This is a genomic window from Collinsella sp. HCP28S3_B9 (assembly GCF_052066095.1).
In the GTDB taxonomy this organism is placed as follows: domain Bacteria; phylum Actinomycetota; class Coriobacteriia; order Coriobacteriales; family Coriobacteriaceae; genus Collinsella.
Genome location: NZ_JBQHST010000029.1, coordinates 1 through 24,523 on the forward strand (window position 1 = coordinate 1; position 24,523 = coordinate 24,523).

Annotated in this window: 16 protein-coding genes; 5 read left to right on the top strand and 11 right to left on the bottom strand. The window is 63.0% G+C overall.

Annotated elements, in window-relative coordinates; genetic code table 11:
• Nucleotides 1-182: 182 nt before the first annotated feature.
• A complete protein-coding gene (locus tag ACTNBB_RS07485; RefSeq protein ID WP_441057498.1) occupies nt 183-1,136 on the top strand; it encodes an IS110 family transposase in 954 nt (317 codons plus the stop codon).
• 174 nt (nt 1,137-1,310) lie between these two features.
• Here ACTNBB_RS07485 and ACTNBB_RS07490 read toward each other — a convergent pair whose 3' ends face one another.
• The 3 genes from ACTNBB_RS07490 to ACTNBB_RS07500 form a co-directional block, all read right to left on the bottom strand.
• Nucleotides 1,311-4,937, bottom strand: a complete 3,627-nt coding sequence (locus tag ACTNBB_RS07490; RefSeq protein ID WP_441057492.1) for a UvrD-helicase domain-containing protein — start codon at nt 4,935-4,937, stop codon at nt 1,311-1,313.
• Nucleotides 4,938-4,940: 3 nt separating this feature from the next.
• Complete coding sequence (locus ACTNBB_RS07495) at nt 4,941-8,039, bottom strand: PD-(D/E)XK nuclease family protein (RefSeq protein WP_441057489.1); 3,099 nt, start codon at nt 8,037-8,039, stop codon at nt 4,941-4,943.
• A 240-nt stretch (nt 8,040-8,279) separates the two neighbouring features.
• Nucleotides 8,280-8,579: a YerC/YecD family TrpR-related protein gene (locus ACTNBB_RS07500; RefSeq protein ID WP_154515917.1), complete on the bottom strand. Its 300-nt coding sequence runs from the start codon at nt 8,577-8,579 to the stop codon at nt 8,280-8,282.
• A 327-nt stretch (nt 8,580-8,906) separates the two neighbouring features.
• Between ACTNBB_RS07500 and ACTNBB_RS07505 the strand changes: the two genes are divergently transcribed.
• Nucleotides 8,907-9,272, top strand: a complete 366-nt coding sequence (locus ACTNBB_RS07505) for a phage holin family protein (protein WP_154515920.1) — start codon at nt 8,907-8,909, stop codon at nt 9,270-9,272.
• A gap of 137 nt (nt 9,273-9,409) precedes the next feature.
• On the opposite strand, the gene ACTNBB_RS07510 is transcribed toward ACTNBB_RS07505, so the two are convergent.
• Entirely contained in the window at nt 9,410-9,838 is a 429-nt protein-coding gene (locus tag ACTNBB_RS07510; RefSeq protein ID WP_154515923.1) for an RrF2 family transcriptional regulator, read from the bottom strand.
• Nucleotides 9,839-10,089: 251 nt separating this feature from the next.
• Here ACTNBB_RS07510 and cysK point away from each other — a divergent pair, with 251 nt between their 5' ends.
• Both cysK and mnmA read left to right on the top strand, forming a co-directional pair.
• Nucleotides 10,090-11,028 carry a cysteine synthase A gene (cysK, locus tag ACTNBB_RS07515; protein ID WP_154515926.1) on the top strand — a complete coding sequence of 313 codons (939 nt, stop codon included), beginning with the start codon at nt 10,090-10,092 and terminating at the stop codon, nt 11,026-11,028.
• A 17-nt stretch (nt 11,029-11,045) separates the two neighbouring features.
• The gene (gene mnmA / locus ACTNBB_RS07520; protein ID WP_441057486.1) at nt 11,046-12,311 is read left to right on the top strand and encodes a tRNA 2-thiouridine(34) synthase MnmA; all 1,266 of its coding nucleotides are present in this window, start codon (nt 11,046-11,048) and stop codon (nt 12,309-12,311) included.
• Nucleotides 12,312-12,319: 8 nt separating this feature from the next.
• Here mnmA and ACTNBB_RS07525 read toward each other — a convergent pair whose 3' ends face one another.
• The 4 genes from ACTNBB_RS07525 to ACTNBB_RS07540 form a co-directional block, all read right to left on the bottom strand.
• Nucleotides 12,320-13,693, bottom strand: coding sequence for a hypothetical protein (locus tag ACTNBB_RS07525; RefSeq protein ID WP_441057483.1), 1,374 nt, complete (start codon nt 13,691-13,693; stop codon nt 12,320-12,322).
• A 138-nt stretch (nt 13,694-13,831) separates the two neighbouring features.
• On the bottom strand, nt 13,832-14,875 hold the full coding sequence (locus tag ACTNBB_RS07530) for a M42 family metallopeptidase (RefSeq protein WP_441057480.1): 1,044 nt from the start codon (nt 14,873-14,875) through the stop codon (nt 13,832-13,834).
• Nucleotides 14,876-15,479: 604 nt separating this feature from the next.
• Nucleotides 15,480-16,646 carry a lactaldehyde reductase gene (gene fucO, locus ACTNBB_RS07535; protein ID WP_154515935.1) on the bottom strand — a complete coding sequence of 389 codons (1,167 nt, stop codon included), beginning with the start codon at nt 16,644-16,646 and terminating at the stop codon, nt 15,480-15,482.
• 229 nt (nt 16,647-16,875) lie between these two features.
• Nucleotides 16,876-17,592 (bottom strand): YoaK family protein, encoded by a 717-nt coding sequence (locus tag ACTNBB_RS07540; protein WP_154515938.1) that lies wholly within the window; start codon nt 17,590-17,592, stop codon nt 16,876-16,878.
• 250 nt (nt 17,593-17,842) lie between these two features.
• Between ACTNBB_RS07540 and ACTNBB_RS07545 the strand changes: the two genes are divergently transcribed.
• Nucleotides 17,843-19,987: a YgiQ family radical SAM protein gene (locus ACTNBB_RS07545; RefSeq protein WP_441057477.1), complete on the top strand. Its 2,145-nt coding sequence runs from the start codon at nt 17,843-17,845 to the stop codon at nt 19,985-19,987.
• Here ACTNBB_RS07545 and ACTNBB_RS07550 read toward each other — a convergent pair.
• From ACTNBB_RS07550 to ACTNBB_RS07560, 3 genes are all read right to left on the bottom strand, one after another.
• On the bottom strand, nt 19,984-20,895 hold the full coding sequence (locus tag ACTNBB_RS07550; RefSeq protein WP_441057474.1) for a CPBP family glutamic-type intramembrane protease: 912 nt from the start codon (nt 20,893-20,895) through the stop codon (nt 19,984-19,986). The genes ACTNBB_RS07545 and ACTNBB_RS07550 overlap by 4 nt on opposite strands.
• 88 nt (nt 20,896-20,983) lie before the next feature.
• Nucleotides 20,984-21,187 (bottom strand): type II toxin-antitoxin system RelB/DinJ family antitoxin, encoded by a 204-nt coding sequence (locus tag ACTNBB_RS07555; RefSeq protein ID WP_441057471.1) that lies wholly within the window; start codon nt 21,185-21,187, stop codon nt 20,984-20,986.
• 972 nt (nt 21,188-22,159) lie between these two features.
• The gene (locus ACTNBB_RS07560) at nt 22,160-24,358 is read right to left on the bottom strand and encodes a DEAD/DEAH box helicase (protein WP_441057468.1); all 2,199 of its coding nucleotides are present in this window, start codon (nt 24,356-24,358) and stop codon (nt 22,160-22,162) included.
• Nucleotides 24,359-24,523 lie beyond the last annotated feature (165 nt).

A 24,523-nucleotide genomic window follows, 5' to 3' on the forward strand; every position in this document is an offset into this window, starting at 1 on the left:
CGGACCCCCTGTAGACGTTCAGCTCTCCCATTACGTTTCGCTCCATATCCCGCTCCTCCCGGGTCGGATACCCGATCGGAGCATAGTTCCGTTAGCGCAGTTGGTGAAAGTGCGTTAGCGGGGTCGGCGAAAGCGCGTTAGCGCATTCGGCGAGATGCGTTTGCGAAAGTGGTCAATTTTAGATTAGCGCTAACAACGGGAACCCCTGCGCCTACCTGCCCGGATATGCCGAGAAGCAGGCCCGCGGGATGTTCCCCGGCACCGCGAAGACCGACGCCATCGACGCCGAGGTGATCGCGCGCACCGCGCTCGGCGTGCCCCGCGCCCTCAGGCCGGCGCCCGAGGAGCCCGAGGGGGCCGCCTCGCTGCGGATCCTGTCGTCGCAGCGCGAGTTCGCGTCGTCCGCCAGGACCCGCGCGAAGAACAGGCTGCGCGCGACCCTGCTCGAGGCCGACCCCGCGCTCGAGGGCGCGGTCGACCCTTCGAGCCGCTGGCAGGTGTCGATGCTGGCCGAGTTCGGCGGGGACGCCGGGTGCTCGGCCGCCGGCTGGCGCAGGTTCTCGAACGCCGCCAGGCGCGCGGGCGCCCCCGCGGCGGGGGCCAGGAGGCTCTGGGAGGCGCTGCTGGCCTCGTCGCGCTCGGGAAGGCGGCTCCCGGCCGGCGAGGACGTCGCGGTCCGGATGCTCGCCCGGGAGATAGCCTCCCTCGACGCCGACATCGAGGAGCTCGACTCGCTCGTGGCCGACTCGCTGGCGGGCGACGAGGTCTACGAGTGCCTCCTCACGGTGCCCGGGATCGGCCCCAAGACCGCCGCGGCGCTGGTGACGTCGATCGACATATCCGCGTTCAGGGGGCACGACGAGCTCGCGAGCTATTGCGGCGTGGCGCCGTCAGACAGGCGCTCCGGGAGCAGCATCAGGTCGACGTCGCCGCAGCGCGGCGGGAACAGGCAGCTCAAGAACCTGCTCATATTCAGCTGCAACTCCCTCATCGGCACGGACAACAGGTTCGGGAGGTACTACGGGGAGTGCAGGGCGAGGGGGATGAGGCACAGCAAGGCGCTGAAGGCGGTCGCGAGGAAGAGGCTCAAGGTCATATACGCGATCATGCGCGACGCCGTCCCGTACGCGGCCTAGCGGGCGGCGGGATCAACCGAAGAGGAAACCGAGCGGGGGCGCCAGGCGCCCGGATGCGTCATGCCGAAATGGCGCGAAGCACGCGGTTGACAAAACTATAGAGACACGTCCCAAATTAGCTACCCCTGAGCTGCAGTGGAATCGGGAGGGATTCCACCGCACGTTATCTGAGGGTTAGAGGTTGTAGGTGACCACCTGGGGCTCGGCGAGCTCGACTAAGACAGCTGGGGCCGTCTGCTCCACGCGGACGAACTTGACGGTCACCGTCTTAAAGCCCACCTTATGCAGAACATCCGAATAGACGCGCGCCTGCAGGGCGTGCTTCTCGAGCAGCTGGTCGGGTGTCTCATCCGGCGTGCCACCCGTCTTGTAATCGATGACCAGTGCGCGTGACGGATCGGCCGGGTCGGTCGCCAGCGCATCGATGGCGCCCTCGGCATATGCACCGTAGCGGGCAATGTCCTTGTCCTCGCAGCCCAGCGAGAAGAACGGCACTTCGGCACGGACGCACGGCCAGGCAAGAAGCTCGGCACGGACCGACGACCTGAGCCAGCGATTCAGGGCAACGTCAAAACGCTCGCGCTGCTCCGGCGTCAGGCACCACAGGCGCGTCAGCGCATCGGCACGCTCAGCGGGCAGCGCATCGGCACCCATCTCGATGAGCCACTGGCAGGCGGCATGGAACGCCGAGCCCAGCGCCATGGGGTTGCCGGCGGGCTCGACAGCAGCCACGTCTGCATCGGCCATCTCCGAGCCATCCGACTCGGCATCGTCGCCTGCCTCGTCCATGGGAACACGCGCCTCGGCGGCACGGTCTTCCGTCTCGGCATGGAGCGCCGCGGCGATCGACGAATAGCTGTACGAATCACGCGCCGGGAACGGACACGTGCCCATGCGCACGCCCGCCGCCTGGGGATATACGAGTTCAAACGAATCGGGCTTGGGGTCGGCAGGACCGGGCACGGTTGAGTGCGCAGCATTATCGGCGACATCGGTATCGCCACGAACGAGCCTGCCCTCGGCATCCAGCGAAGCGTTGGCCTCAAACGCCTGCTCGCCAAAGGTAAAGTCCGAAAGCGAAATGAGCTCGTAGTCGCCCGGCTGGGAGTTGTCGAATACCAGGCGGTCGGCATCGAGTTGCGGCATGTCCAGAGCGTCGGTCGGCAGAATGCGGCGCAGCACGTCGTAGGTCAGATCGGTCTCGACATCGAAGGTCGGCGCCGTCACCTTGCCACGGCTCACGCCGGCATCCATCGCCAAGATCACCAGCTCGCGCGCACGGGTCATGGCAACGTAGAGCAAACGGGCCCGCTCCTCGAGCGAAAGCTGCAGGTCGTCGTTGCGCAGGCGGGCAAATGCCTCGGCGGGAGAACCCGTCGCACAGACGTCCTCCATGAGCTCCGGCGGTAGCCACAGCGACGTGCCCTTGCCCTTAAACGCATGCTCAAACTGCTTTTTGACGTCATCGCCCTTTACGAACGTACCGTCCGCGAGTTTAACGCCGTCGAAGCGTGCCGGCAGCGCCACGACCTGCGCTCCGCCCTCGACGCGACCCATCTGTGCCGCACCCGAGGACTTACGCACGCCAAAGCACTCGGAGACCGCCACGACCGGATATTCCAGACCCTTGGAGGCATGAACCGTCATGATGCGCACCGCGCCGTCGCCCCCCTCGTTGAGGGCGCCCGGGGCCTCCTTGCCCGCCAGGAAGCGATCGAAGGCAAGCGCAATGGAGCGCGGCGAGTTACCGAACTCGGCCTCCGCCTCGGCCACGGCATCGAGCGCCTTGAGCACGTTGGCGGCGATGGCCTTGCCCTCGGGGCCGCGCTGCGCCAGGCGCACGAACCAGCCGGAAGCATTGACCGCGTCGCGCGCGATGGCGGCGAACGAATCACGCCCCACGCGACGCAGTGCGTAGCGCAGCACCTCGCGGGCACGCGTCACGAGCGGCAAGCCCTGCAAGCCCGGCACATCGGAATCGCTCATGATGCCCGCATCGATGTTGCGGCGCGACGTCTCGCCCGTCTGATCGTCGAGTTTGGTCGCCAGCGCCAGGAACTCCTGGGCGCCGAGTGCAAACATCGGCGAGGCCAGCAGTGGCATAAGACCCTGTGCCGTATCGGCCGGATTGGCGAGGGCGCAAACCAGGGCGCGCACCGTCTGCACCTCGGCAGCTTGGGCAAAGACCGAGCCGCCCGCGATGACGCAGTCGAGCCCCTGGTCACGGAAGGCCTGTGCGTAGACGTCTGCGTTGGTCATGCGGCCCAGCAGCAGCACCATGCCGCCCTGGGGCTGGCCGGCATCGGCAAGCGCGCGGAATCGCTCCGCGATCGCGCGGGCCTTGGCCTGTGTGCGCTCCTGCGTACTGCCGCCGGCAACAAAGAGGGCCTGGCGGCGCGAGGCATCCGCCACCAGCGTGTCCTTGCGGCCGTCACTCGCCTCAAGATCCAAAAAGCCCTGCATCAGGCCGCCGTCATCGCCGTCGAAGACGCGGGCCACATAGCGCAGCACCTCGTCGTGGCTGCGGAAGTTGCGCACGAGCTTGACGAGCTCGCCGGCGGGGACATCCGGCGTGGCGACCGTCTCGGACGCCGCCGTCGATCCCACCTTGCGCTCCTGACGACGGAACACCTCGACCTCGGCGCCGCGGAAGCGATAGATCGACTGCTGCGCATCGCCCACGGTGCACAGCGCGCGCTCCCCCGCACCCGTCAGGTAGCGGATTAGATCGACCTGCATCTGATCGGTATCCTGAAACTCGTCGATCATGACCATCTTAAAGCGGCCCTCGTACACAGCACGAATGGCAGGGTAATCGCGCAGGGCCTCGTAGGCCATGCGCAGCAGGTCGTTATTATCGAGGGCGGACTGGGCAGCCTTCAGTGCGCGATACTCGGCCTCTACAGAGCGGGCCAAGCCCACCAGTGCATCGAGCGTGGGGCCACCGCAGGCAAGCACGATATTGATAAATGCATCGGCGGCCTCGGCCTTGAGCAGCTCGACCTGCTCCTTGGGGAAGGCCTTGCTCGCGCGCGGCATGGTGCACGACATCATGAGTCGCGCCGCATCGACCATGGTCTTGCCGCTCGCTTCGAACGCGTCGATGGCGTCGAGCGCCGTCTGCGCCTTCTCGGTCGCCGCCTTGCTTGCGCCCAGCGCCGATCGATAGGCATCGGCGAGCGCCGAGGTATCGGCCTGACCGCGCGCCACGCGCACGTCGTCCATGCCGCCCGGCAGCTGGCTCGAGAGCTCCAGCAGGTCGCGCACCAGACCCTTGATGGTCGTGCCGGCGCCAAAGGGGCCGCCCTCGCCCGCCATGGGATACCAGGCGTAGAGGGCCTTGAGCGATGCCGCGAGCTCGGGGGCGGCATCGGGTGCCGTCGCGCGGGCCAGCACATGCTCAACAGCCTGATCCATGAGCTCGTCGGTATCGGTGAGCACCGTGAACTCGGGGTCGATGCCCAACTCCAGCGCGTGTGCGCGCAGGATACGCGAGCACATGCCGTGAATGGTCGAGATCCACGCGTCGTCGACGGTCAGCGCTTCCTCGTCCATGCCCTCGTCGATAAGCGCACGGCGCACGCGATCGCGAATCTCGGCCGCGGCATCCTTGGTAAAGGTAATGGCGAGCACCTGGTCCAGATGCTCGACGAACGGACCGGATTCGGGCGAGAGCGCGTAGACGATGCGGCGCGTGAGGGTAAAGGTCTTGCCCGAACCGGCGCCCGCCGAGACAAACAGCGGACGGTCGAGCGTCTTGACGATCTGCAGCTGTTGCGGCATCAAGGTCGAAAGATCCATGGTCTACACGTCCCTCCTTACAAACGTTCCTTCGTGGTTATACGAGCAGCGGGCATGCGCGGCCTGCGTCGACGCCGGGTCGACAGCAGTGACGTTGCCCGCCTCGAGTTCGCGCAAGCGCTCGGCGATGCCGGCCTCCACGCGATCGAGCAGGGCGTCGAAGTCCATGCTGCCACCCTCGCCGGGGAAACCTTTCTTAAGGCCCGGGATGCGACCGTCGCCACGCTCTTCCTCGAGCAGCTCGGCGCTCGCGGCACCGCGCAACGCGGGCTTGCCGCCCTTGGTCGAAAAATAGAGCGCCGCACGGGTATCCAAATCCAGCGCCCGGCGCATGGCCTGGGCGTAGATGAGCGTTTGGGTATGTGGCGGCAACCAGCGCGGATCGTCGATGGGCGCCGTACCCGATTCCTCGTCGCGCACCGTGGGGTCGGCGAGCTTAAACTCCTCAACGCCCGTGCGATGCTTGTAGTCAATCACCACAGCGCGATTCTCGGCATCCACATCCACACGGTCGATGCGCCCGCCGAGCGGCCAGCCGGCATACTCGACCTGGAGCTCGTTGAACGCAAACTCCAGGTAGCGCGGAGCGAAGGGGGCAAGCGCCTCGGACTCGTAAGCAAGCACGCCCTCCAGCTGCGGCAAGATCTCGGCCACCTGACGCTCCTCCACCGGCGAGAGCGGCACCAGCGGGCCCTCGTTGCCACGTTTGCCGGCGTGCTCGGCCAAGGTCTCGGCAAAGACCTCGTGCAGCAGCTCCTGCGCACGCGGCAGGTTTTCGGGCGTCACACGCTCCATGCCCTCTTGGGGCAAACGGGCATGCAGATGTTCCAGCACGTCGTGGACAAAGTTGCCCTTCTCCATGTTGCCAAAACCCGCGTCGATAGACTGGGGCTTAACGCGATACGAGACGAACCAGCACAGCGGGCAGGTGGAATAGGCCTCGATCTGCGAGGCAGACGTCAGACGCGGTACAAGCGGCGCGTCCTCGCCCTCACCGTCCCGATGGCGCAAGACCAGATATGGCACGGCCGCCTCGCTCAAATGCTGAGGAGCCTCGCATGCCACGCGCTCGCGCTTGAGGCCCTTGCCGGCTGCAGGGTCAAAATCACCTACGATATCGCCCTCGCCCACGCATGTCACCTGAGCGGCACCGGTGGCCTCGGCATGCGCCCGCAACTCGGTCCACACGGCAGCCGGATAGCACTCGCGCGCCTGGCGATCGTGCGTCACGCGCGCAAGCGCAACCGGGCCACGTGCCGCCCGCATCGCGTGGCCAAAGCGCACGCGCAACAAGGCCGCAGGCTCAAGCGTCACGCCCTCGCGACCAAGGCTCGCAGCCAACGTGGCCAGCGGTCCTTCCTCGTGTGAGAGCGGATAGCTGTCCAGATCGACATCGGCAAACAGCACGGCATCGTAGCTGCCGGGGCGCAGAGCCGCCGCATCGGCAAGCGAGGCAAAGCGAACCTGGGCACGTGGCGCACCGTCAACCTCGTAGGTCTCGTAATCGTAGGCGGTGCTACGCTTGTCCACCTTGGTGCGAATGCCATCGAGCACGGGCACGGTCGCGGCCTGCGACACGTCGAGCGCGCGGGCGTCATTCATAAGGATGTCGATGGCGTGGCGCAGCAGGGCCGTCTCCGCTTGGCGACGAGCTTGGCCATCCAGGCTGCCCAGCGAGCGATCGGGCAACGCCTCGGCAACGGCAAGCATGGCCTTGACCGCCGTCACGGGCTTGTCGCGCCACAGTGCCTGGAACACGTCCGAGACCACACACGGTACGTTCTTAAACCAGTTTTCGTCGCTCGCCGCCTTGCGTGCGCCCCTCACCTGGCCTTGCACGCTCTGCAGCAGGCTCTTAGCGCCCGCGGTAGTCTTGCTACGCGAGAGACGCATATTCTTATCGAAGATACGGGCATTGGCTGCATCAGCGCCCGAAAGCGGGCTGTAGATCCAGTCGGTAAGCTCCGGCGCGGGCCACCACTCGGTCTTTGACGCCACACCCTCATCGGCCGCCTTCATGCGCTCGATCAAGCTGGCAAGCGCCGCAAACTGCCTGCCCGCAATGGATTGGGAAAACGCCGTGAATTCAGTTGTCTCGGCAGCGATATGACGAGCCGCCAGACGAGAGGCGAGCTCACCGAACAGCTGGGGTGCCCGGGCAGAAACAACGAGCACGCGTACGGGGTCGGCGGAGAGGCCGGCGGTATCGTCGGCCCCGAAACCCTGGCACGCTTTTACCAGATCATCAATTGCGTCCGCATAAGCATGAGCACGGGCGTGGGGGCCAGCGACCTCAATAAAGGCAGGCTGAGCGGTAGCTCCACAAGCGGCATCAGACGCGACGGCGTCCTCCCCCAGCGGCGCGACCTCAAACAGCACACCGCTGGCATCAAATGCCGCGGCAAGTTCCTCGCGCATCGCCGCCTGCTCGCGAGCAAGCAGCACGACGACCTCTCCCCCACTGTTCGCCACAGCAGACAGCAGCTCGAGCAGACCGTGCGTAAACGACGTGACGCCGCGTACACAGACGGCACGGGCGCACGCCGGCAGATTATCGGCCAGGGCGCTGGCCATAATGTCAGCCGCCTCGCAGGGCTCGACCATATCTCGACGGTCCAAACCGCCCGCGTAGGCACGCAAAAGCTCGAACACACGAGCCTCGGCATCGCTTTTTGGCTCAGGCCGGCAATTGTTGCCACGGCATCGCTCGGCAGCTGTCCCCGCCACACCTGGCAGCACATCGCGGGCCATGCGCGCAAGCATGCGCACCGTGCCCTGGCTGCGCGAAAGCGGCTGCAGGTCGACATCATCGAGACGCGTGACCATGTCCGAAAACAGCATCTGGCGCTGCAGGTTGTCGACGAAACCGCGCCCGTCGCCCAAAAGCTCCCAAAGCGAGCGAAGCCACGACGCGGGCGTCTTGTAATCGATGCCCAGCGAAACGCCGGCTTCCGCCGCATCATGACGGCACAGGTCGAGCTCGGCAAACGTTGGCGCCAGCAGCACGGCACGCCCGTGGCGGGCAATAAGGTCGGCAAGCAGCGCCGATTCGGCATCGCTCAAATCCGCGCCGGCATTAGTGGTATAGATTCGAACAGGCATGGCCCTCCACTCAAACTGTTCGCAATAATCAATGCATCCATCCTACCCGCCCAAGCGGACACATTGCCACCGCAGCTTCATGTTTTGGCGCTTTGGAGACAAGTCGCTTTGCACCGCATTGGTGCCAAGGGGGCAGACTCGTCCGTCGGTGCAAAGGGGCCAGGTTCGCTTGCACCAATTATTCGGCATATAAAAACCGCCCCCGGAGGAGCGGTTTTTCACAATTCGTTTTGCCGCGGCCTATTCGCCATCCTCCAGCTTAATGAGGATCTTGCGGTAGCCACCGTACTCGCCGTTGAGCGCCTTGGATACACGGCTCACCGTGGTGGACGAAGCGCCGGTACGGACCTGAACCTCGACATAGGGCTCGCCCTCGTCCAGGTAGCGCGCGACCTGCAGACGCTGCGATAGATCGCAAATCTCGCGCGGTGTGCAGATATCGGTCAAAAACGCTTGGATATCTTTCTCGTCGTCCAAAAGACTAAATGCGTGGACTAGCTGCTTGACATCAGGCTTGTCAAACATGTTCTCGATATTCATCGATCACCGCCAAACCCGCCAAAAGGCATCGAAGTTGATACTGGCACCGGGCATCGTTCGCCCATTCTATGCAATAGGGCAACGCATGTGGCTTTTGCCCGTAGCAGTTTAGCACACCACTAAACTAAAGTGACAAGACTCTCTGTCAGCGGCGCGTTTTTTTAGGACGAACGCCGTTTTGAAACCGAATGCGCACGCAAGCTCCACGAATATCTGAGACAATGGTCGCCCAACGCAGAGGCGCACGCCAAGGCAACCATCCGATTCGCCGCGGCAAACGAGCTTACGCGCCACCAACACGTCACGCGCACCGGAAAGGAACCCACCATGCGCTTCTTGCTCAACTGGCTTTTGACCTCAATCGCTATCGCGATCGCCACGTTCCTCGTCCCCGGCATTCAGCCCTTCGGCATGGCCGACGCCTGGGTCTGCTTTGCCTTTGTGGGACTGTTCCTCAACGTCGTCGACTCGCTCGTCAAGCCGCTCCTGACGGTCATCTCGCTGCCGCTCACCATTATCACGCTGGGTATTTTTCAGCTTGTAGTCAACAGCTTTATGCTCGAGCTTGCCAGCTACCTATCGGTAAATCTGCTGGGCGCGGGCATCTCCATTGCCGGCTTTGGGTCGGCCTTTATGGGTAGCATTTTGGTGTCCATCACTCGAAGCATCTTCGACAGCATCGCCAGGAACTAAAGCAACCGGATACGGACCGCCACAGCACGCCAAAACGAAGGCCGTCCATCGCAACGATGGACGGCCTTCGCCTTTGTCAAGCCTCAGAGAACAAGAAAATCTACCATTTCTACCCCGTCACCAAATGGCTGGTGGGGCTAGATGACGTAGTCGTAGCCCCCGTTGGGGGCGACGAGTGCATCGAGCGTCACGCCGTCGAGGTAGTCGTTGATGAGCTTGTCCAGGTTCTTCCACACGTCGAGCGTGGGGCACTCGTCAGATCGCGAGCAGCCCTTGCAGTCGCCATCCAGGCAGGCGACCGGCGCCAGGCTGCCCTCGGTCAGGCGCAAGATCTCTCCCACCGTGTACTGCTCGGGCGGGCGCGTGAGCACGTAGCCGCCGCCCTTGCCGCGCATGCCCGAAAGCATGTTGGCGCGCACGAGCGTAGCCAAGATGTTCTCGAGATATTTCTCGGAAATCCCCTGTCGCGCCGCGATCTCTTTGAGCGGGATGCGACCGGCCGCCTGGTGCTCGGCCAGGTCGACCATAACGCGCAGGGCGTACCTGCCCTTAGTAGAAACCAACATATATAGTGCTGCCTTTCGGTCTTTTAATCCGTTGAAATTCTAGCCGAAAAATTGGCTTTGAAAATACCCATTCCATCAAGGTGGTTAATCGGCTCGTAATAATCTCCTATTTCCTATTGCATTACTAGGCTTTAGTGTCTACTATGCTTGCCAACAGCTAAACAAACAACCTATAAGGTTTATGGGTTTAGCTACTAGGCCACCGTAAAACCACACGGTATCCAGTCATTTGAACACTTTGGAGGTTCACCATGAGCAAGGTTTATACGTCCATCGATCAGCTTATCGGCCACACCCCGCTTTTGGAGCTCACTCACTTTGAGGCCGATGAGGACCTCAAGGCCCGCGTGCTCGTCAAATTGGAATACTTCAACCCCGCCGGGTCCGTCAAAGACCGCGTCGCCAAGAACATGATTGACGAGGCCGAGAAGGCCGGCAAGCTCGTGCGCGGCGGCGACTATACCATCATCGAGCCCACGAGCGGCAACACTGGCGTCGGCATCGCCTCGGTGGCGGCGGCTCGCGGCTACAAGGTGATCATCACCATGCCCGAGACCATGTCCGTCGAGCGCCGCAAGCTTATGCAGGCATACGGTGCACAGCTCGTGCTCACCGACGGCTCCAAGGGCATGAAGGGCGCTATCGCCAGGGCCGAGGAGCTGCAGAAGGAGACCCCCAACAGCATCATCGCCGGCCAGTTCGTGAACCCCGCCAACCCCGCCATCCATAAGGCCACGACCGGCCCCGAGATCTGGGACGACACCGACGGCAAGGTCGACATCTTCGTCGCCGGCGTTGGCACCGGCGGCACCGTGACCGGTGTGGGCGAGTTCCTCAAGGAGCAGAACCCCGAGATTCAGGTTGTCGCCGTCGAGCCCGCCACCTCCCCGGTACTCTCCAAGGGCCAGGCCGGTCCGCACAAGATCCAGGGCATCGGTGCCGGCTTTGTGCCCGACGTCCTCGACACCCAGGTCTATGACGAGATCATCCCCGTCGAGAACGACGACGCCTTTGCCACCGGCCGCGCCGTGGGCCACAAGGAGGGCGTGCTCGTGGGCATTTCGTCCGGTGCCGCCGTGTGGGCCGCGCTGCAGCTGGCCAAGCGCCCCGAGAACGAGGGCAAGACCATCGTGGCACTGCTCGCCGATACCGGTGAGCGCTACCTGTCCACGGCACTGTTCCAGGACTAGAGCCTTTTTCCCATAGGTTGAGCTCAGGGACGAACCTGCCTCCTCTCTCTCCCGGCAGTCTGAGCCCATCCCGTCAGGGTGTCCCACGAGACGTCCGAACTTGCTACAATGTCTGCGGCGCGGAACCAGCCTCCCGCGCCGCTTTTCTTTTTTGGCCACATGCCACCAAGGAGAACCTCCCCATGCACAACAAGCGCGTGCTCGTCGCCATGAGCGGCGGCGTCGATTCCAGCGTGACCGCCTATCTGCTCAAGTGCCAAGGCTACGAATGCGTCGGCGCCACTATGCGCCTCACCTGCCCCGCGCCCGATCCCGTCACGGGCATGAGCAAGGTCGACCGCGACATCACCGATGCAAAGGCCGTCGCCGATCGCCTGGGGATACCTCACCATGTGCTCGACCTGCAGCAGGCCTTCGACCGCAACGTTATCGAGCGCTTCGTGACCGCCTACCAGGAGGGGCTGACGCCCAACCCGTGCATCATCTGCAACCGCCATATTAAGTTTGGAGCGCTGCTCGACGCGGCGCTCGATATGGGCTGCGACTACATTGCCACGGGTCACTACGCCAAAACGAGCCAAGCGCCCGATGGCACCTGGCAGCTGCACCGCGGCGAAGACTCCAAGAAGGACCAGAGTTACTTTTTGTATTCGCTCACGCAAGAGCGCCTGGCACGCACAATCTTTCCGCTGGCAGGGTTGGACAAAGAGCGAGACGTGCGCCGCATTGCCGCCGAGCAGGGCTTCATCAACGCCAAGAAGGCCGAGAGCGAGGATGTCTGTTTTATCGCGGACGGCGACTACGCGGGCTATATCGAGCGCCGCTGTGGGCATGCCGCCGAGCCGGGCGATATTGTATGGCGCGACGGCAGCGTGGTCGGACGCCACAACGGCGCACTGCGCTATACCGTCGGCCAGCGCAAGGGCCTGGGCGTCGCGATGGCGCGCCCCGTGTATGTAACGGGCGTCGATGCCGCCAACAACATTGTGCATCTGGGCGAGGCTGAGGACCTGACGGCGACAGCACTCACGGCCAACGACTGGATTTGGAGTGCCCCTGCCGACCGCATGGAGGCAGAGCTCACGTCCGGCGACATTCGCGTGGGCACCAAGTACCGCTACCGTCAAAAGGACCAGGCAGCGACCCTTACACGTGGCGCCGACGGACAGATGCTTCTGACCTTTGACGAGCCGCAGCGAGCCATCGCCCCCGGCCAGGCCGTCGTTATCTATCGCGGCGACGTCGTCCTGGGCGGCGGCACGGTAACTGCCGCCATCAGGTAGCCGCAGGATCATCGCCGCACGTGTCGAAGCACTTCAACAGCAGCATTCACCTCGATAACGCGACGCTCGAGGCCGCGGCAAATGGACTCGAGCCGGCCCTCCGCTGTGGCCCATTCGCTCTGCGAAAGAATCTCGATCGCCTCATCAACAAATCCGTTGAGCCGCGATGAATCGAACCAATCGAGTGAGTCCGCAAGCGCCAGCTGGACGGAAGGGTCGGGCCCAAACGGCTTAGCAGAAAACCCAAACTCCCCAGCAGCGAGCACGGCAGTTGGTACGTTGTACCACAGGCAGTTGCCGCTATCGAACAGCGGAACAGGCCTTATCTCCAGGGTGTCGACATTGCGGATGATGCCGAAGTTTCGCCAATGGCGATCGCTGTTGGCCAAAAGGGCATCGCAGACAATCATCTGCGACATAGACCTTCTCACGGCAGCCTCGTCTGCTCCATGCTTACCAAGGAAGCGGCAGTACCGGTCGTATGTCGAGTTTCCCCGCTGGCTACCAAGTGCGCCCTTAACGTAAACAGCCGGAACGTATTCCTCGCGGCCGTCAAGAAAGTCGTCGCACAGACACACAGGGCCATCGAACATCCGCTCAACCGTATAAGGAACAAACTCGCCCTCCGACAACAAGCGACGATGTAGAGCCGTTGCAGCCGCCTCGTTAAAGGGACGCTGATCGTCCATGCCGCACCCCTTGACCAGAACGCGAACAGCGTTGCGAATCATCCACGATTTAGGAAGCTCGCCCTCGGATGTGTTGTCGGGATTTTTAAGACCGATGCCCTCCAGCCAACCCGAACGTCCCTCGGGCGCCGATCGCTCAAAATCATTCTCGAAGTAATTGAGGTTTCGCCATTTGAGCCCGTCGCATTCTGCCGGCCGCAGCCAATAGCAATCCGAAAGCGAGAGGCCCAGGCACTGAACCGGGACCTCGATGCCACTGGCAATTCCCAGTTCACGATAGCGCGAGACGAGTCCGGGGCGAACATCGGGCACCGACCGATGGCTCCACCACACGTTGAGCTCCCGCTTATTCACCGTAGGAGAAGAGCTCGAGCACGTGCCAAACGGCATTCGTTGTGCATCGAGGACCTCCGCGATTTCGAAGGGAAATTCGCGCGACGGATCAAATGAGAGATGCGCGACCTCATGGTCGGCCGACATCAGCGTAAACTTGCGCCCCACATCGGCCGCAGGACGGCGTCCACGTTTGCGGACCTTTTGATAAGCGACCGCGGAATTGTACTCGACCATCTTCCGTCCGCCCACAATATCGCACGCGAGCGTTCCCGATGCGGCAAGTTGAGATATGCGGGCTTTCGTAACGCCCAGCAGGCGGGCAGCATCACCCATAGACAAGTACTCAGACGTATCCATACACCGCATCACCTCGTTAAGTAATTTACACGTTTAGTTAATAGATTACATATATCATAATACTAAACGACCAAAAGCGAAAAAAAGCCCGAGAAATCGGGCTTTAGCGATTGGTCAGCCGAGTCGCAAGCTGCTCCCCTAGCGCTGAACGTAGGCGCGAACCAGCTCGTAGGTATTGCGCACGCCGTCGATGTGGCTGCGCTCGTAGTTGTGGCTCGCGTACACGCCGGGGCCGATCAGGCCGTGACGGATGTCGTAGCCGGCGGAAAGCGTGGCCTCGACGTCTGAGCCGTAATGCGGGTACACGTCGATGGCGTAATCGAGCTCCAGCTCGCGCGCGATATTGGACAGCGTGGTCACCAGATCGTAGTTGTAGGGGCCGCCCGAATCCTTGGCGCAAATCGACACCATGCGCTCGGTGCAGCCCAGATCGTCACCCACGCAACCCATGTCAACGCTGATCATCTCGCGCGTGTCGGCCGGCACAAAGGCACCGCCGTGGCCGACCTCCTCGTACACCGTAAAGAGCAGTGAAACCTTGCGCGAAAGCGTCACCTCGCCAGCGGCGACGGCACGCGCCAAACCCAGCAAAATGGAGGCCGACAGCTTGTCGTCCAAGAAGCGGCTCTTAATATAGCCGCTCTCCGTCACCGTGGTGCGCGGATCCATAGCGATGATGTCGCCCGTCTGAATGCCCAGCTCAAGCACGTCATCCTTGCTGTCGACATTCTCATCGAGCAGGATTTCCATGTTCTTCTCGATGGTCTTGACCGGCTCGTCGGCCACGTGCGCCGAAGGCTCGGTATTGAGGACCACACCCGTGTACACATTGCCATCGCGCGTGTAGACGGTGCAGTTCTCGCCATCGGCCGTAGACCACTGATGCCCGCCGAGCGTCGTGGGACGCAGGCGACCATTGTCCTTAATGGAGCGCACCATGGCGCCCAGGGTATCGACATGGCTCGCCAACACAAGCGGCTCGCCCTCGCCGCCAAGCTCAACCAGCACGTTGCCCTTATTGGAACGCTCGGGGCCAAAGCCCATATCGCGCAACGTTTCCATTAGATAATCAGTCACCGCACGGGTATAGCCCGTAGGCGAAGCAATAGAAGTCAGCGTCTTAAGCTGTCCCGCGATATAGGAGAGCGTCTCCTCTAGAGAAGCATCAATATTAGAAGCCATATGCGTCCTTCCAAGTAAAACTAAGACCGAGTCCCGATTTTAACCGTTCTGCACGGTCAATGCCCTAGGAGCCGAGCCGCCTCCCGACGTCCCCGCACCGGTTTTGTGCACGCGCACGTCTTACAATCCCAATCTTGCATAAATCCTATCGGTATCTGCATAGAAATGAGGAATCTTTTTGCTTCGTCTCAGGGTACCCCACCTTGGGCCGTGCAAAAAACGGAGTATTCAGCACCGTGGGCCCCAACGACCCCATCGCGAACGACAAAACGACGCGGTTACAGCAGTGTTGCAGGTCGTCGCAAAGCAGAAACTCAGTAGCAACCCCCTCCACTCATCGATAGCCCGCCCACAATGGCTGTCGATGGGCGCCTGTGGGCCACTACGGGTCCTTCAAAACGTTATGCATTTTTAAGAGCTTGCTGAATACTCCCAAAAATGCACGCTGGGAAGTGCACCACCTATCCGCAGCGGGCAGCATGCCTTGGTTTTACCCATCTCGGGGCATCGACGAGGCACAAAAAGCCCCGCCGTGCGTAGCGCGGCGGGGCCAGCGGCAAGTCAAAAGACCATACGCCTACAGGCGAAAGAACACCAAACTGGGCTAGGCAGCCGGGCAGATCTTCTTGAAGAGCTCGATGACGTCGTCGAGCGTCGCCTCACGCGGGTTGCCCGGGAAGCAAGCATCGGCCATGGCGTCCTTGGCCAGGACCTCGATCTCGTCAGCCTTCATGGCCTCGCAGACGTGCGGGATGTTCACGTCAGCGGAGAGCTGCTTAACGGCGGCGATAGCGGCGTCGGCAGCCTCATCGGTGCTCATGCCCGTGGTGTCAACGCCCATGGCGACGGCGACCTTGGCCAGGCGCTCGGCGCAAACCGGCTTGTTGAACTCCATGGCAATCGGCAGCAGCATGGCGCAAGCGACGCCGTGCGGGGTGTCGTAGTGAGCGGACAGGGTGTGAGCCATGGCGTGATCGATGCCCAGGCCAACGTTAGAGAAGCCCATGCCGGCGACATACTGACCAAGAGCCATGCCCTCGCGGCCGGAGCCGGGCTGGCCGGACTTGGCCTCGGCAACGGAGTCGCGCAGGTTCTCGCTGATCAGCTTGATGGCCTCAAAGTGGAACATGTCGGAGAGCTCCCAAGCGCCCTTGGTGGTGTAGCCCTCGATGGCGTGGGTCAGAGCGTCCATGCCGGTGGAAGCGGTCAGGCCGGCGGGCATGGAAGCCATCATGTCGGGGTCGACGACGGCGACCTCGGGGGCATCGTTGGTGTCGACGCACACGAACTTGCGGACCTTCTCGGGGTCGGTGATGACGTAGTTGATGGTCACCTCAGCAGCGGTACCGGCGGTCGTCGGCACGGCGATGGTGAACACGGCGTGGTTCTTAGTGGGAGCAACGCCCTCGAGGCTGCGGACATCGGCGAACTCGGGGTTGTTGATGATGATGCCGATGGCCTTGGCAGTGTCCATAGAGGAGCCGCCACCGACGGTCACGATAGCATCAGCCTCGGCGGCCTTGAAGGCCTCGACGCCGTCCTTGACGTTCTGGATAGTGGGGTTGGGCTTGATCTCGGAGTAGAGGCTCCAAGCGATGCCGGCGGCATCGAGCTCGTCGGTCACCTTAGCGGTAACGCCAAACTTGACCAGATCGGGGTCGGAGCAGACGAAAATCTTCTTGTAGCCGCGACGCTGGAGCTCGCCGGGGATCTCCTTGATGGCGCCGGAACCATGATAAGAAATGGTGTTGAGAACGAAACGATTAGCCATTGATAGCCTCCCATCGTGTGCGGGGCACCCATTACGCCCCACGCTATAAGTCCCATCCTAACGCTTTTGAAGCGAAAAACGCGTGAGAACGTCAGATTATTTAAAGCGTTTCAACAGCTGGTATCGTCACCGCCTGACCACTAAACAAAAAAGGGGCGGCCGAGATGACCGCCCCCTCCCCATTATTGATCAGTGTGGCAAGGGGTCAGCCCCTTGCCACATCCTGCCACTATTTTTGGCAGGCCTCTTTCCAATCTTCGCAGGCGCGCTTCCAGCGAAAACGCAGGTCGCGCTCGCGGTCGATAAACATGATGGCAAACGCCACGAACAGCAGCACGCTCGCCACCGCAATAGCGTGCAGCCCCATGCGCTCAATACACCAGTTTCCCAGCACAGCGCCAAACACAAAGGTAAAGATCACGCCAAAGTACAGCAGGCCGTTTTCCAAAAAGCCGCGCTTGTGGGTGATGATGTAGTCGTCCACGTTTTGCAGCGCATTGCGCAGGTTACCGATGCACATGGTCGTGGCAATGCCGTGACCGTGGATCTTGCGGAAGCTCTCGACCTGCATACCGCAGGCAAACGAGATGAGGCAGTTGGCGAGCAAGTTGTAGCCGCCACCGGGGATAAAGCTCACGCCCAGCAAGATGACGGCTTCAAAGAACACCGTCACCTGGCGCCAGTGAATCACGCTGCCAAACCGTTCGTGTACCAGGTCGGCAAGCATAATGCCCACGGCAAACGACACCACAGGGAAGAAATAGCGCCCCGCGAGCGCCCAATTGCCCTCCGAGATACTCACGCCCACCAGCAAGATGTTGCCCGTCTGCGCGTTGGCGAAAACATGGTCGCGCCCAATGTACGAATAAACGTCCATAAAGCCACCGGCGAGCGCCAAGATGATGCCCAGCTCAATAGACTCCGATATCTGTTTGGCACGCTGCATCGTCGTGCGCCCTCCTTGTTGACGACCCTCTCGTGCGTTGGCGGAAACATAGCCGCCGTTCATACTGTAACCCATTGACAACATGGCGCGCCCGCGAGACGGACTCCCCAACGCGCAGATACACCGTCTGGAAACAAACGGCGGGCGCGGCATCGACACCCGACACCTCGTGTACTCCACCAGTCTTTTTAGCCCCGTCCCAAAAAGACTGGTTACAATTACGTGCAGCATACAAACACCGGGAGGAATCGTGGCAAAAAAGCCCCAGGACGCTCAGCACAACCAGCACGGCAAGCATGCCCAACGCGGCCAGCAGCAAAAGCGTGGAAGCAAAGCCCAGGGCTCGCGCCCCGCGCATGCCCCGGCAGCGCCTGTCCGCCCCTGGCGCCCGGGCCGCGATAAGTTCCTCCCCGTCAGCCGCGCCGACATGGATGCGCGCGGCTGGGACCAGTGCGACTTTGTCTACATCTGCGGCGACGCCTACGTGGACCATCCCAGCTTTGGCATGGCCATCATCAGCCGCGTCCTCGACGCGCACGGCTACAAGGTGGGCATCATCTGCCAACCCGACTGGACCGACCCCGCCAGCATCACCGTGCTCGGCGAGCCGCGCCTGGGCTTTCTCGTCAGCGCCGGCAACATGGACTCCATGGTCAACCACTATTCGGTGACCAAGCACCGCCGCCACACCGACGCCTATACCCCCGGTGGCGAGGAGGGACACCGCCCCAACCGTGCCGTCACGGTCTACGGCAACCTCATCCGCCAGACATTCAAGGACGCCCCCATCATCATCGGCGGCATCGAGGCAAGCCTGCGTCGCTTGGCCCACTACGACTACTGGCAGGACAAGCTCAAGCGCTCGGTACTGCTCGACTCGGGTGCCGACATCCTCATCTACGGCATGGGCGAGCACGCGATTGTCGAGATTGCCGACGCGCTCGACGCGGGACTGCCCGTCGATCAGATCACCTATATCAACGGCACCGTCTACCGCACGGGTTCGCTCGACGAGGTCTACGACTACGACCTGCTGCCCAGCTGGGACGACCTTACCGCCGACAAGCTCAACTACGCGCGCAGCTTTAACGTGCAGCAGCAGAATATGGACCCCATCACCGGACATCGCCTGGTAGAGCCCTACCCCAACAGCGTCTATGTGGTGCAGAACCCGCCGTCGGCGACGCTCACCACCGACGAGATGGACGAGGTAGCCGAGCTCCCCTACGCACGCGATTGGCATCCCGATTACGACGCGGCGGGCGGCGTGCCGGCCTTTGCCGAGATCAAGTTTTCCATTAGCTCCAACCGCGGCTGTTTTGGCGAGTGCTCGTTTTGCGCGCTCACCTTCCACCAGGGTCGCGTGCTGCAGATGCGCAGCCACGACTCGATCATGCGCGAGGCCGAGCTGCTCACGCGCGATCCCGAGTTTAAGGGCTATATCAACGACGTGGGCGGGCCGACGGCCAACTTTAGCCGTCCCGCCTGCGACAAGCAGCTCAAGCACGGCGTATGCAAGAACAAGCGATGCCTGTGGCCGAGCGTGTGCAAGAACATGGTGGTCGACGAGAGCGGCTACACCCAGCTGCTGCGCGACCTGCGCCAGCTGCCGGGCGTCAAGAAGGTCTTTGTCCGCAGCGGCATCCGCTTCGACTACACCATGGCCGATGCCTCGGACGAGTTTTTGCGCGAGCTGCTGGAGCACCATGTCTCGGGCCAGCTACGCGTAGCACCCGAGCACGTGAGCGACGCGGTGCTTTCCGTGATGGGCAAACCGAGCCGAGCCGTCTACGACGCATTCTGCCGTAAATTTGAACGCTTGAACCGCGAGTACGGACTCAAGCAGTACGTGGTGCCGTATCTGATCTCGAGCCACCCCGGATCGACGATGAAGGAAGCCGTGGACCTTGCCGAAGCCGTGCGAGACATGGGCTACATGCCCGAGCAGGTGCAGGACTTCTACCCCACGCCGTCCACCATGTCGACGTGCATGTACTACACCGGCGTGGATCCGCGCACCATGGAGCCGATCTATGTGGCGCGCGACCCGCACGAGAAGGCCATGCAACGCGCACTCATCCAGTATCGCAAGCCCGAGAACTACAAGCTCGTGCGCGAGGCGCTAGAGAAAGCCGGCCGTCGCGACCTGATCGGCTACACCAAGCATTGCCTGATCCGTCCCGTGCCGCCGCGCCCGGGCGAGACATCTGCCGGCGGCGGACATGGCACCGGTAAGAAGAGCGGCAAGGGCCACGGTGGCGCTGGCGGCGCTGGAGCCAAGGGACCCAAGGGCAGCAAGGGCCACGGCGGCATGTCGCGCGCGCAGAACACCGCCGGGCGCAACCGTGCGGCTCAGGGGCGTCAGGGTGCCAACGGAGGCGGCAGGCGCAACTAAGGCAACAATGCGCTCGCTGCGTCCATCCCACACGCGTGGCGCAACGAGCGCATTGCCTCAACGAGGATGACGCCGGCGATAGCGACCGTGACCACCACGTCGACCGGCGTGTTCACAAACCACAGCAGGCCCATGAGATACGACCCGGCATTAAAGGCAAAGTGCAGCAGGATCGTGTAGCGGAGCTTTCCGGTCGTCACGAGCAACCAACCAAAGATGAGGCCGGCGGCACCCGCGTAGCAACCCTGCACCCAATTCATGTGCATAAAACCGAAGATTGCCGCCTGCAGCATAATCGCCGCGGCGACACCCCACGTGCTTGGGGCCGCCCAGGGCACTATGGCGCCGTCTTGCGCACTCGCACGACGCCGGCGCTTCCAGAGCGGACGGCACTGGGGATTAAACGCACGCAGCGAAAACTCAAAGATGACACCGCGCACCAGGAGCTCTTCGCAAAACGGCGCGCCGAGCACCGTGGTCAGGACGGCAAGAGGACTGGTATCGCCCATGCCCGTTTCCTCGACAAGCTCGCTGTAGTCGGCCGCGGCATCGGGCAACAGCGACAGCACGGCGTCGGTCACGTAGCTAACGACCACCTGCAGGGCAAGACCGATCACGATAACGCAGGCGATGCGTTTCCACGCCCCACGCGCTCCCCCGCCGAGCGGATGCTCGCTTTGCGAACGCGCCATAAACGAGCGCGGCCACAGATAACGCCACCACAGCAGCGCCATCAAAAACGACGCCGTCTGAGCGGCGGCCTGAAGCAATTGAATGTCGAGGTCATCGATCGAAAAACCCATGAACACCGATGCGACGCCAAGGGCGGAGAACAAAACGACGCTCAGGGCAATATCGACAGCGACGACGCCAAAACAGGCAAGCGCCCACGCTATCGCATTGAGCATGCCAGCCTCCTCAAAACCCGGTACTTGGGGACGTTCCTTAACTGCCGGCAGAAAATGAACGTCCCCAAGTACCGGCAGTTTGGGACAGTCATTGTTGATGAGAATCAGGTGAAGTGCCAAAGGCCCCGCTGGGCGAGATGTCGAACGGGAAGGTGCCGCAGCGATTGAACGCGGCGATAAACATGCGGATGGCGTTGGACGGCGTGGTGCCCACGAGCTGGGTTGCCGCCGCGAAGGCCGCCTTTTCCTCGGGCAAGACCTTCGCGACAACCGGGGTCATGTGTTCTGCCATGGCGCTTCCTTTTTGAAACAACGGTAGTGCGGATAGATGCGGGCCACGCGGCTGGGCGACGGGCTGTGAAGGCAACCCGATTGGCCCGCATCTGGAGTTTGTTTCTGCGGCGTTGGTATTACTTGGTATTCCTAAGTTATACCCGGCAGATAGAATACCACACCCGGTCCCATGGGGACGGAGAAAAGACGGATTATTTTGTTGCTGGGTTAGTATTTAGAGCGTGATGATGTCCGAGATATCGAGGGCCTAAGCGTCGGCGTATGGCGCGCCCAGGCTGGGTATCCGGCGCATGGCGCCCTATTGTCTTGCATAATTTCGCTTATGCCATGCATAAAAAGACGGGGGCACCCCTTCTCGTCCCAACGTACCCCCGCTTGTACCGTGCAAAAACCGGAGTTTTCAGCATCGCGGCCCCCGCAGGCGGTGCCGCGAATCGTGGACGCCGCGCGATTGGCGTCGTTTTGGGGCACGGCGCGACGCGAAACGCGCGTTATCGCCGCGCCGGACGCCGTCAGCCAACCCAAATCGCCTGCCGAAGGATCCCGCTGGCTCAAAAAGACGATTCCGGCGCGTATGCAGTCACCCCGGCTTGCTGAAAACTCCCGAAAATGCACGGCGCGCCCCGGGGGACCCGTGCGCGCCACGAAAAACACGCCCGCATCCAAAAGAATGCGAGCGCGAAAGCCGGATGGCGGCAAGGGCGCCAGGCAGCGGGCGAAATCCCCGGCGTGTCCGCCCGGGCACCGCAGCCGCCGCGCGTCAGCAGAAAACCTCATGCCCTGCGTTGATGTCGGCCCCCGCATACGCGAATCTCCAACTAGGTCGATAGCCCGTATCTCTTGCCACGACCGTCTCCGCGCGTTTCCACGAAGAAGACTCGCCCCACCTAATACTGAGCCCACTAAAAGGGCCCCGAGCATAGTCTGCTCGAGGCCCAAGCTCGTGTCGCCTTACCGCGCGACGCGTATGTTACTTGCGCTTGCCGCCGCCGTCACCGGGGCGACGGGAGCTGCCGCCGCGCTTACCGCCACGGCTGTTGCCATAGCTGCCACGGTTATCGCGACCGCCGGCACGGCCACCACGGGAGCCGGCCTGGTTGCCGCCGCGACCGCCACGGTGGCCGCCGCGACGCTCTTCGCGGGTATCGTCGTAGTTGCGCCAGTCATCGCGACGATCTCGACTGGCACGCGGGTCGCGACGATCGCGCGACTCGCCAGAACGGCCGGCGCCACTGCGGCCGCCATTGCCGCGAGCATCCTCGCGACGCTCACCGCCGCGGCCGCCGCGCTCTTCAAAGCGCTTGCCGCCACGGGACTCACCGCCGCGGCCGCCGCGCTCGTCATCGCGACCGGAACGACGACGGTTGCCCGCGCCGCGCTTGCCGCCGCGCGAACCACGGCCCTCGTCCTCGCGCTTAACACGGCGACGACCACCGCGGTCCTCGTCCTCGCGGCGACGGCGATGTGCCTCGCCCTGGAACTGCTTGGCACGACGCTCGGCACGGTTGCCGCGCGGGCCCTGCTCAACAGCACCGGCACGCTCCTCGGCAGCCACCTCGCGGGCCACACTCTCCACGGCCTCGTCCACGCGAGCCTGAACGCCCTCGCGCACGCGGGTCTTGCCGCCGCGCTTGGGACGGCTCGGGCGCTCGCTGTCGCCGCGACGCTCATCGCGACCGCGGTTGGAACGACCGGCCACATCGCCGTAATCGTCGCCGTTGCGCTTGCCGTCGCGACGCGCCTGCTCAAGCTTCTTCTTGCTCTTGGACTTACCGCGCTTGGTCTTCTTCTTCACCTTAAAGGCCGCAGGGTCGCGCTCGGGATCAACCGCGGGCGGATTGGGGCCCACGTGCAAGTCACCGGCCTCGTAGATGTCGGCAGTCTTGTCCATGAGCTTCTCGATCTCGTAGAACTCATCCACGTCCTGCTCGGTCACAAACGTGATGGCCCAGCCCAGCTCGCCGGCGCGGCCCGTACGGCCAATACGGTGGATGTAGTCGGTCGGCTCGGCCGGCACGTCAAAGTTCACGACGTAGCGCACATCGCTGATGTCGATGCCGCGGGCGAGCACGTCGGTTGCCACCAGCACGTCGACGGTGCCGTCGCGGAAGGCCGAAAGCGCGCGCTCGCGCTGGGCCTGGCTGCGGTTGCCATGAATCGCGGCAGCCTTGATGCCCTTGCGCTCCAGACGACGGCAGCAGCTGTCGGCACGGTGCTTGGTGCGCATAAAGACGATGGTGCGCTCCGGGCCTTCCTTTTTGAGGAACTCGGGCAGCAGGTTGTTCTTGGCCTCGATGGACACCGGGAACACAAACTGGTCGACGGTGTCGGCGGTCGACGTGGCGGGCGCGATCTCCACGCGGGCCGGGTCGCTCACTAGGTCGGTGATCTCACCCACGGCCTCCTCGTCGAGGGTCGCCGAGAACAGCAGCGTTTGGCGCTCGGCCGGCGTCTCGCGCACAATACGGCGAACGGCGGGCAAAAAGCCCATGTCGAGCATGCGGTCGGCTTCGTCGAGCACCAGCACCTTGACCTCGTCCAGGTGGCAGGCACCCTGCTCGATCAGATCGACCAGACGACCCGGCGTTGCGACCAGGATGTCGCAGCCGTACTTGAGGGCAGCGGTCTGCGGCTTGTAGCTCACGCCGCCCACGACGGTCACGGCAACATGGCCGGTGACATCGGCGATCTTGCTCGCGACCTCGTCGATTTGCTGGGCGAGCTCGCGCGTAGGGGTGATGACGAGCATCACGGGGCCGCGGCCGTTGCCCTCGGGCTTTTTAGCACCGCGACGACGGTTACGGCCGCCGCGCTCGCGCACAGGTTTGGGAGGAGCGATGTGCTCCAGATTGTTCATGGTCGGCAGCAAAAAGGCGGCCGTCTTGCCGGTGCCGGTCTGAGCGGCGGCAAGAAGGTCGCGGCCCTCGAGCACCACGGGGATCGAACCGGCCTGCACGGGCGTCGGCGCCGTGTAACCCAGGTTCTCGATGGCACGAAGCATCTCGTCCGAAAGACCCAGCTCGTCAAAGGCGGGCAGGTTCTCGGTAGCAGACTCGACGGTCTCGGCGGCGCTGGCCTCGTCGGCAGCATCGAAGGCAGCCTGGGTCATGGCCTCGCGGGTCTCGTCCAGAATCTCGGCGTCCGTGACGTCGGATACAGAATTACGCATATGTTGTTGTTCCTTATCTGCACGCGCAAGGGGCACGGCATGCGGCCGCGCGGGCGTGCTTGGTAGTGCGCTAGTACATACAAAAACGGGTGCGCACAGAGAGGACGTTGCTCAGCACGCTGGCGATCGCTTTGGCAGCCCTATCACGCGCCGTCCAGACGCAGC

Bases quoted from the DNA above. Each gene is read 5' to 3' on its own strand.
- ACTNBB_RS07490 (WP_441057492.1), bottom strand. From the start codon at position 4,937: ATGGATCTTTCGACCTTGATGCCGCAACAGCTGCAGATCGTCAAGACG.
- ACTNBB_RS07495 (WP_441057489.1), bottom strand. From the start codon at position 8,039: ATGCCTGTTCGAATCTATACCACTAATGCCGGCGCGGATTTGAGCGAT.
- ACTNBB_RS07500 (WP_154515917.1), bottom strand. From the start codon at position 8,579: ATGAATATCGAGAACATGTTTGACAAGCCTGATGTCAAGCAGCTAGTC.
- ACTNBB_RS07505 (WP_154515920.1), top strand. From the start codon at position 8,907: ATGCGCTTCTTGCTCAACTGGCTTTTGACCTCAATCGCTATCGCGATC.
- ACTNBB_RS07510 (WP_154515923.1), bottom strand. From the start codon at position 9,838: ATGTTGGTTTCTACTAAGGGCAGGTACGCCCTGCGCGTTATGGTCGAC.
- cysK (WP_154515926.1), top strand. From the start codon at position 10,090: ATGAGCAAGGTTTATACGTCCATCGATCAGCTTATCGGCCACACCCCG.
- ACTNBB_RS07525 (WP_441057483.1), bottom strand. From the start codon at position 13,693: ATGGATACGTCTGAGTACTTGTCTATGGGTGATGCTGCCCGCCTGCTG.
- ACTNBB_RS07530 (WP_441057480.1), bottom strand. From the start codon at position 14,875: ATGGCTTCTAATATTGATGCTTCTCTAGAGGAGACGCTCTCCTATATC.
- fucO (WP_154515935.1), bottom strand. From the start codon at position 16,646: ATGGCTAATCGTTTCGTTCTCAACACCATTTCTTATCATGGTTCCGGC.
- ACTNBB_RS07540 (WP_154515938.1), bottom strand. From the start codon at position 17,592: ATGCAGCGTGCCAAACAGATATCGGAGTCTATTGAGCTGGGCATCATC.
- ACTNBB_RS07550 (WP_441057474.1), bottom strand. From the start codon at position 20,895: ATGCTCAATGCGATAGCGTGGGCGCTTGCCTGTTTTGGCGTCGTCGCT.
- ACTNBB_RS07555 (WP_441057471.1), bottom strand. From the start codon at position 21,187: ATGGCAGAACACATGACCCCGGTTGTCGCGAAGGTCTTGCCCGAGGAA.
- ACTNBB_RS07560 (WP_441057468.1), bottom strand. From the start codon at position 24,358: ATGCGTAATTCTGTATCCGACGTCACGGACGCCGAGATTCTGGACGAG.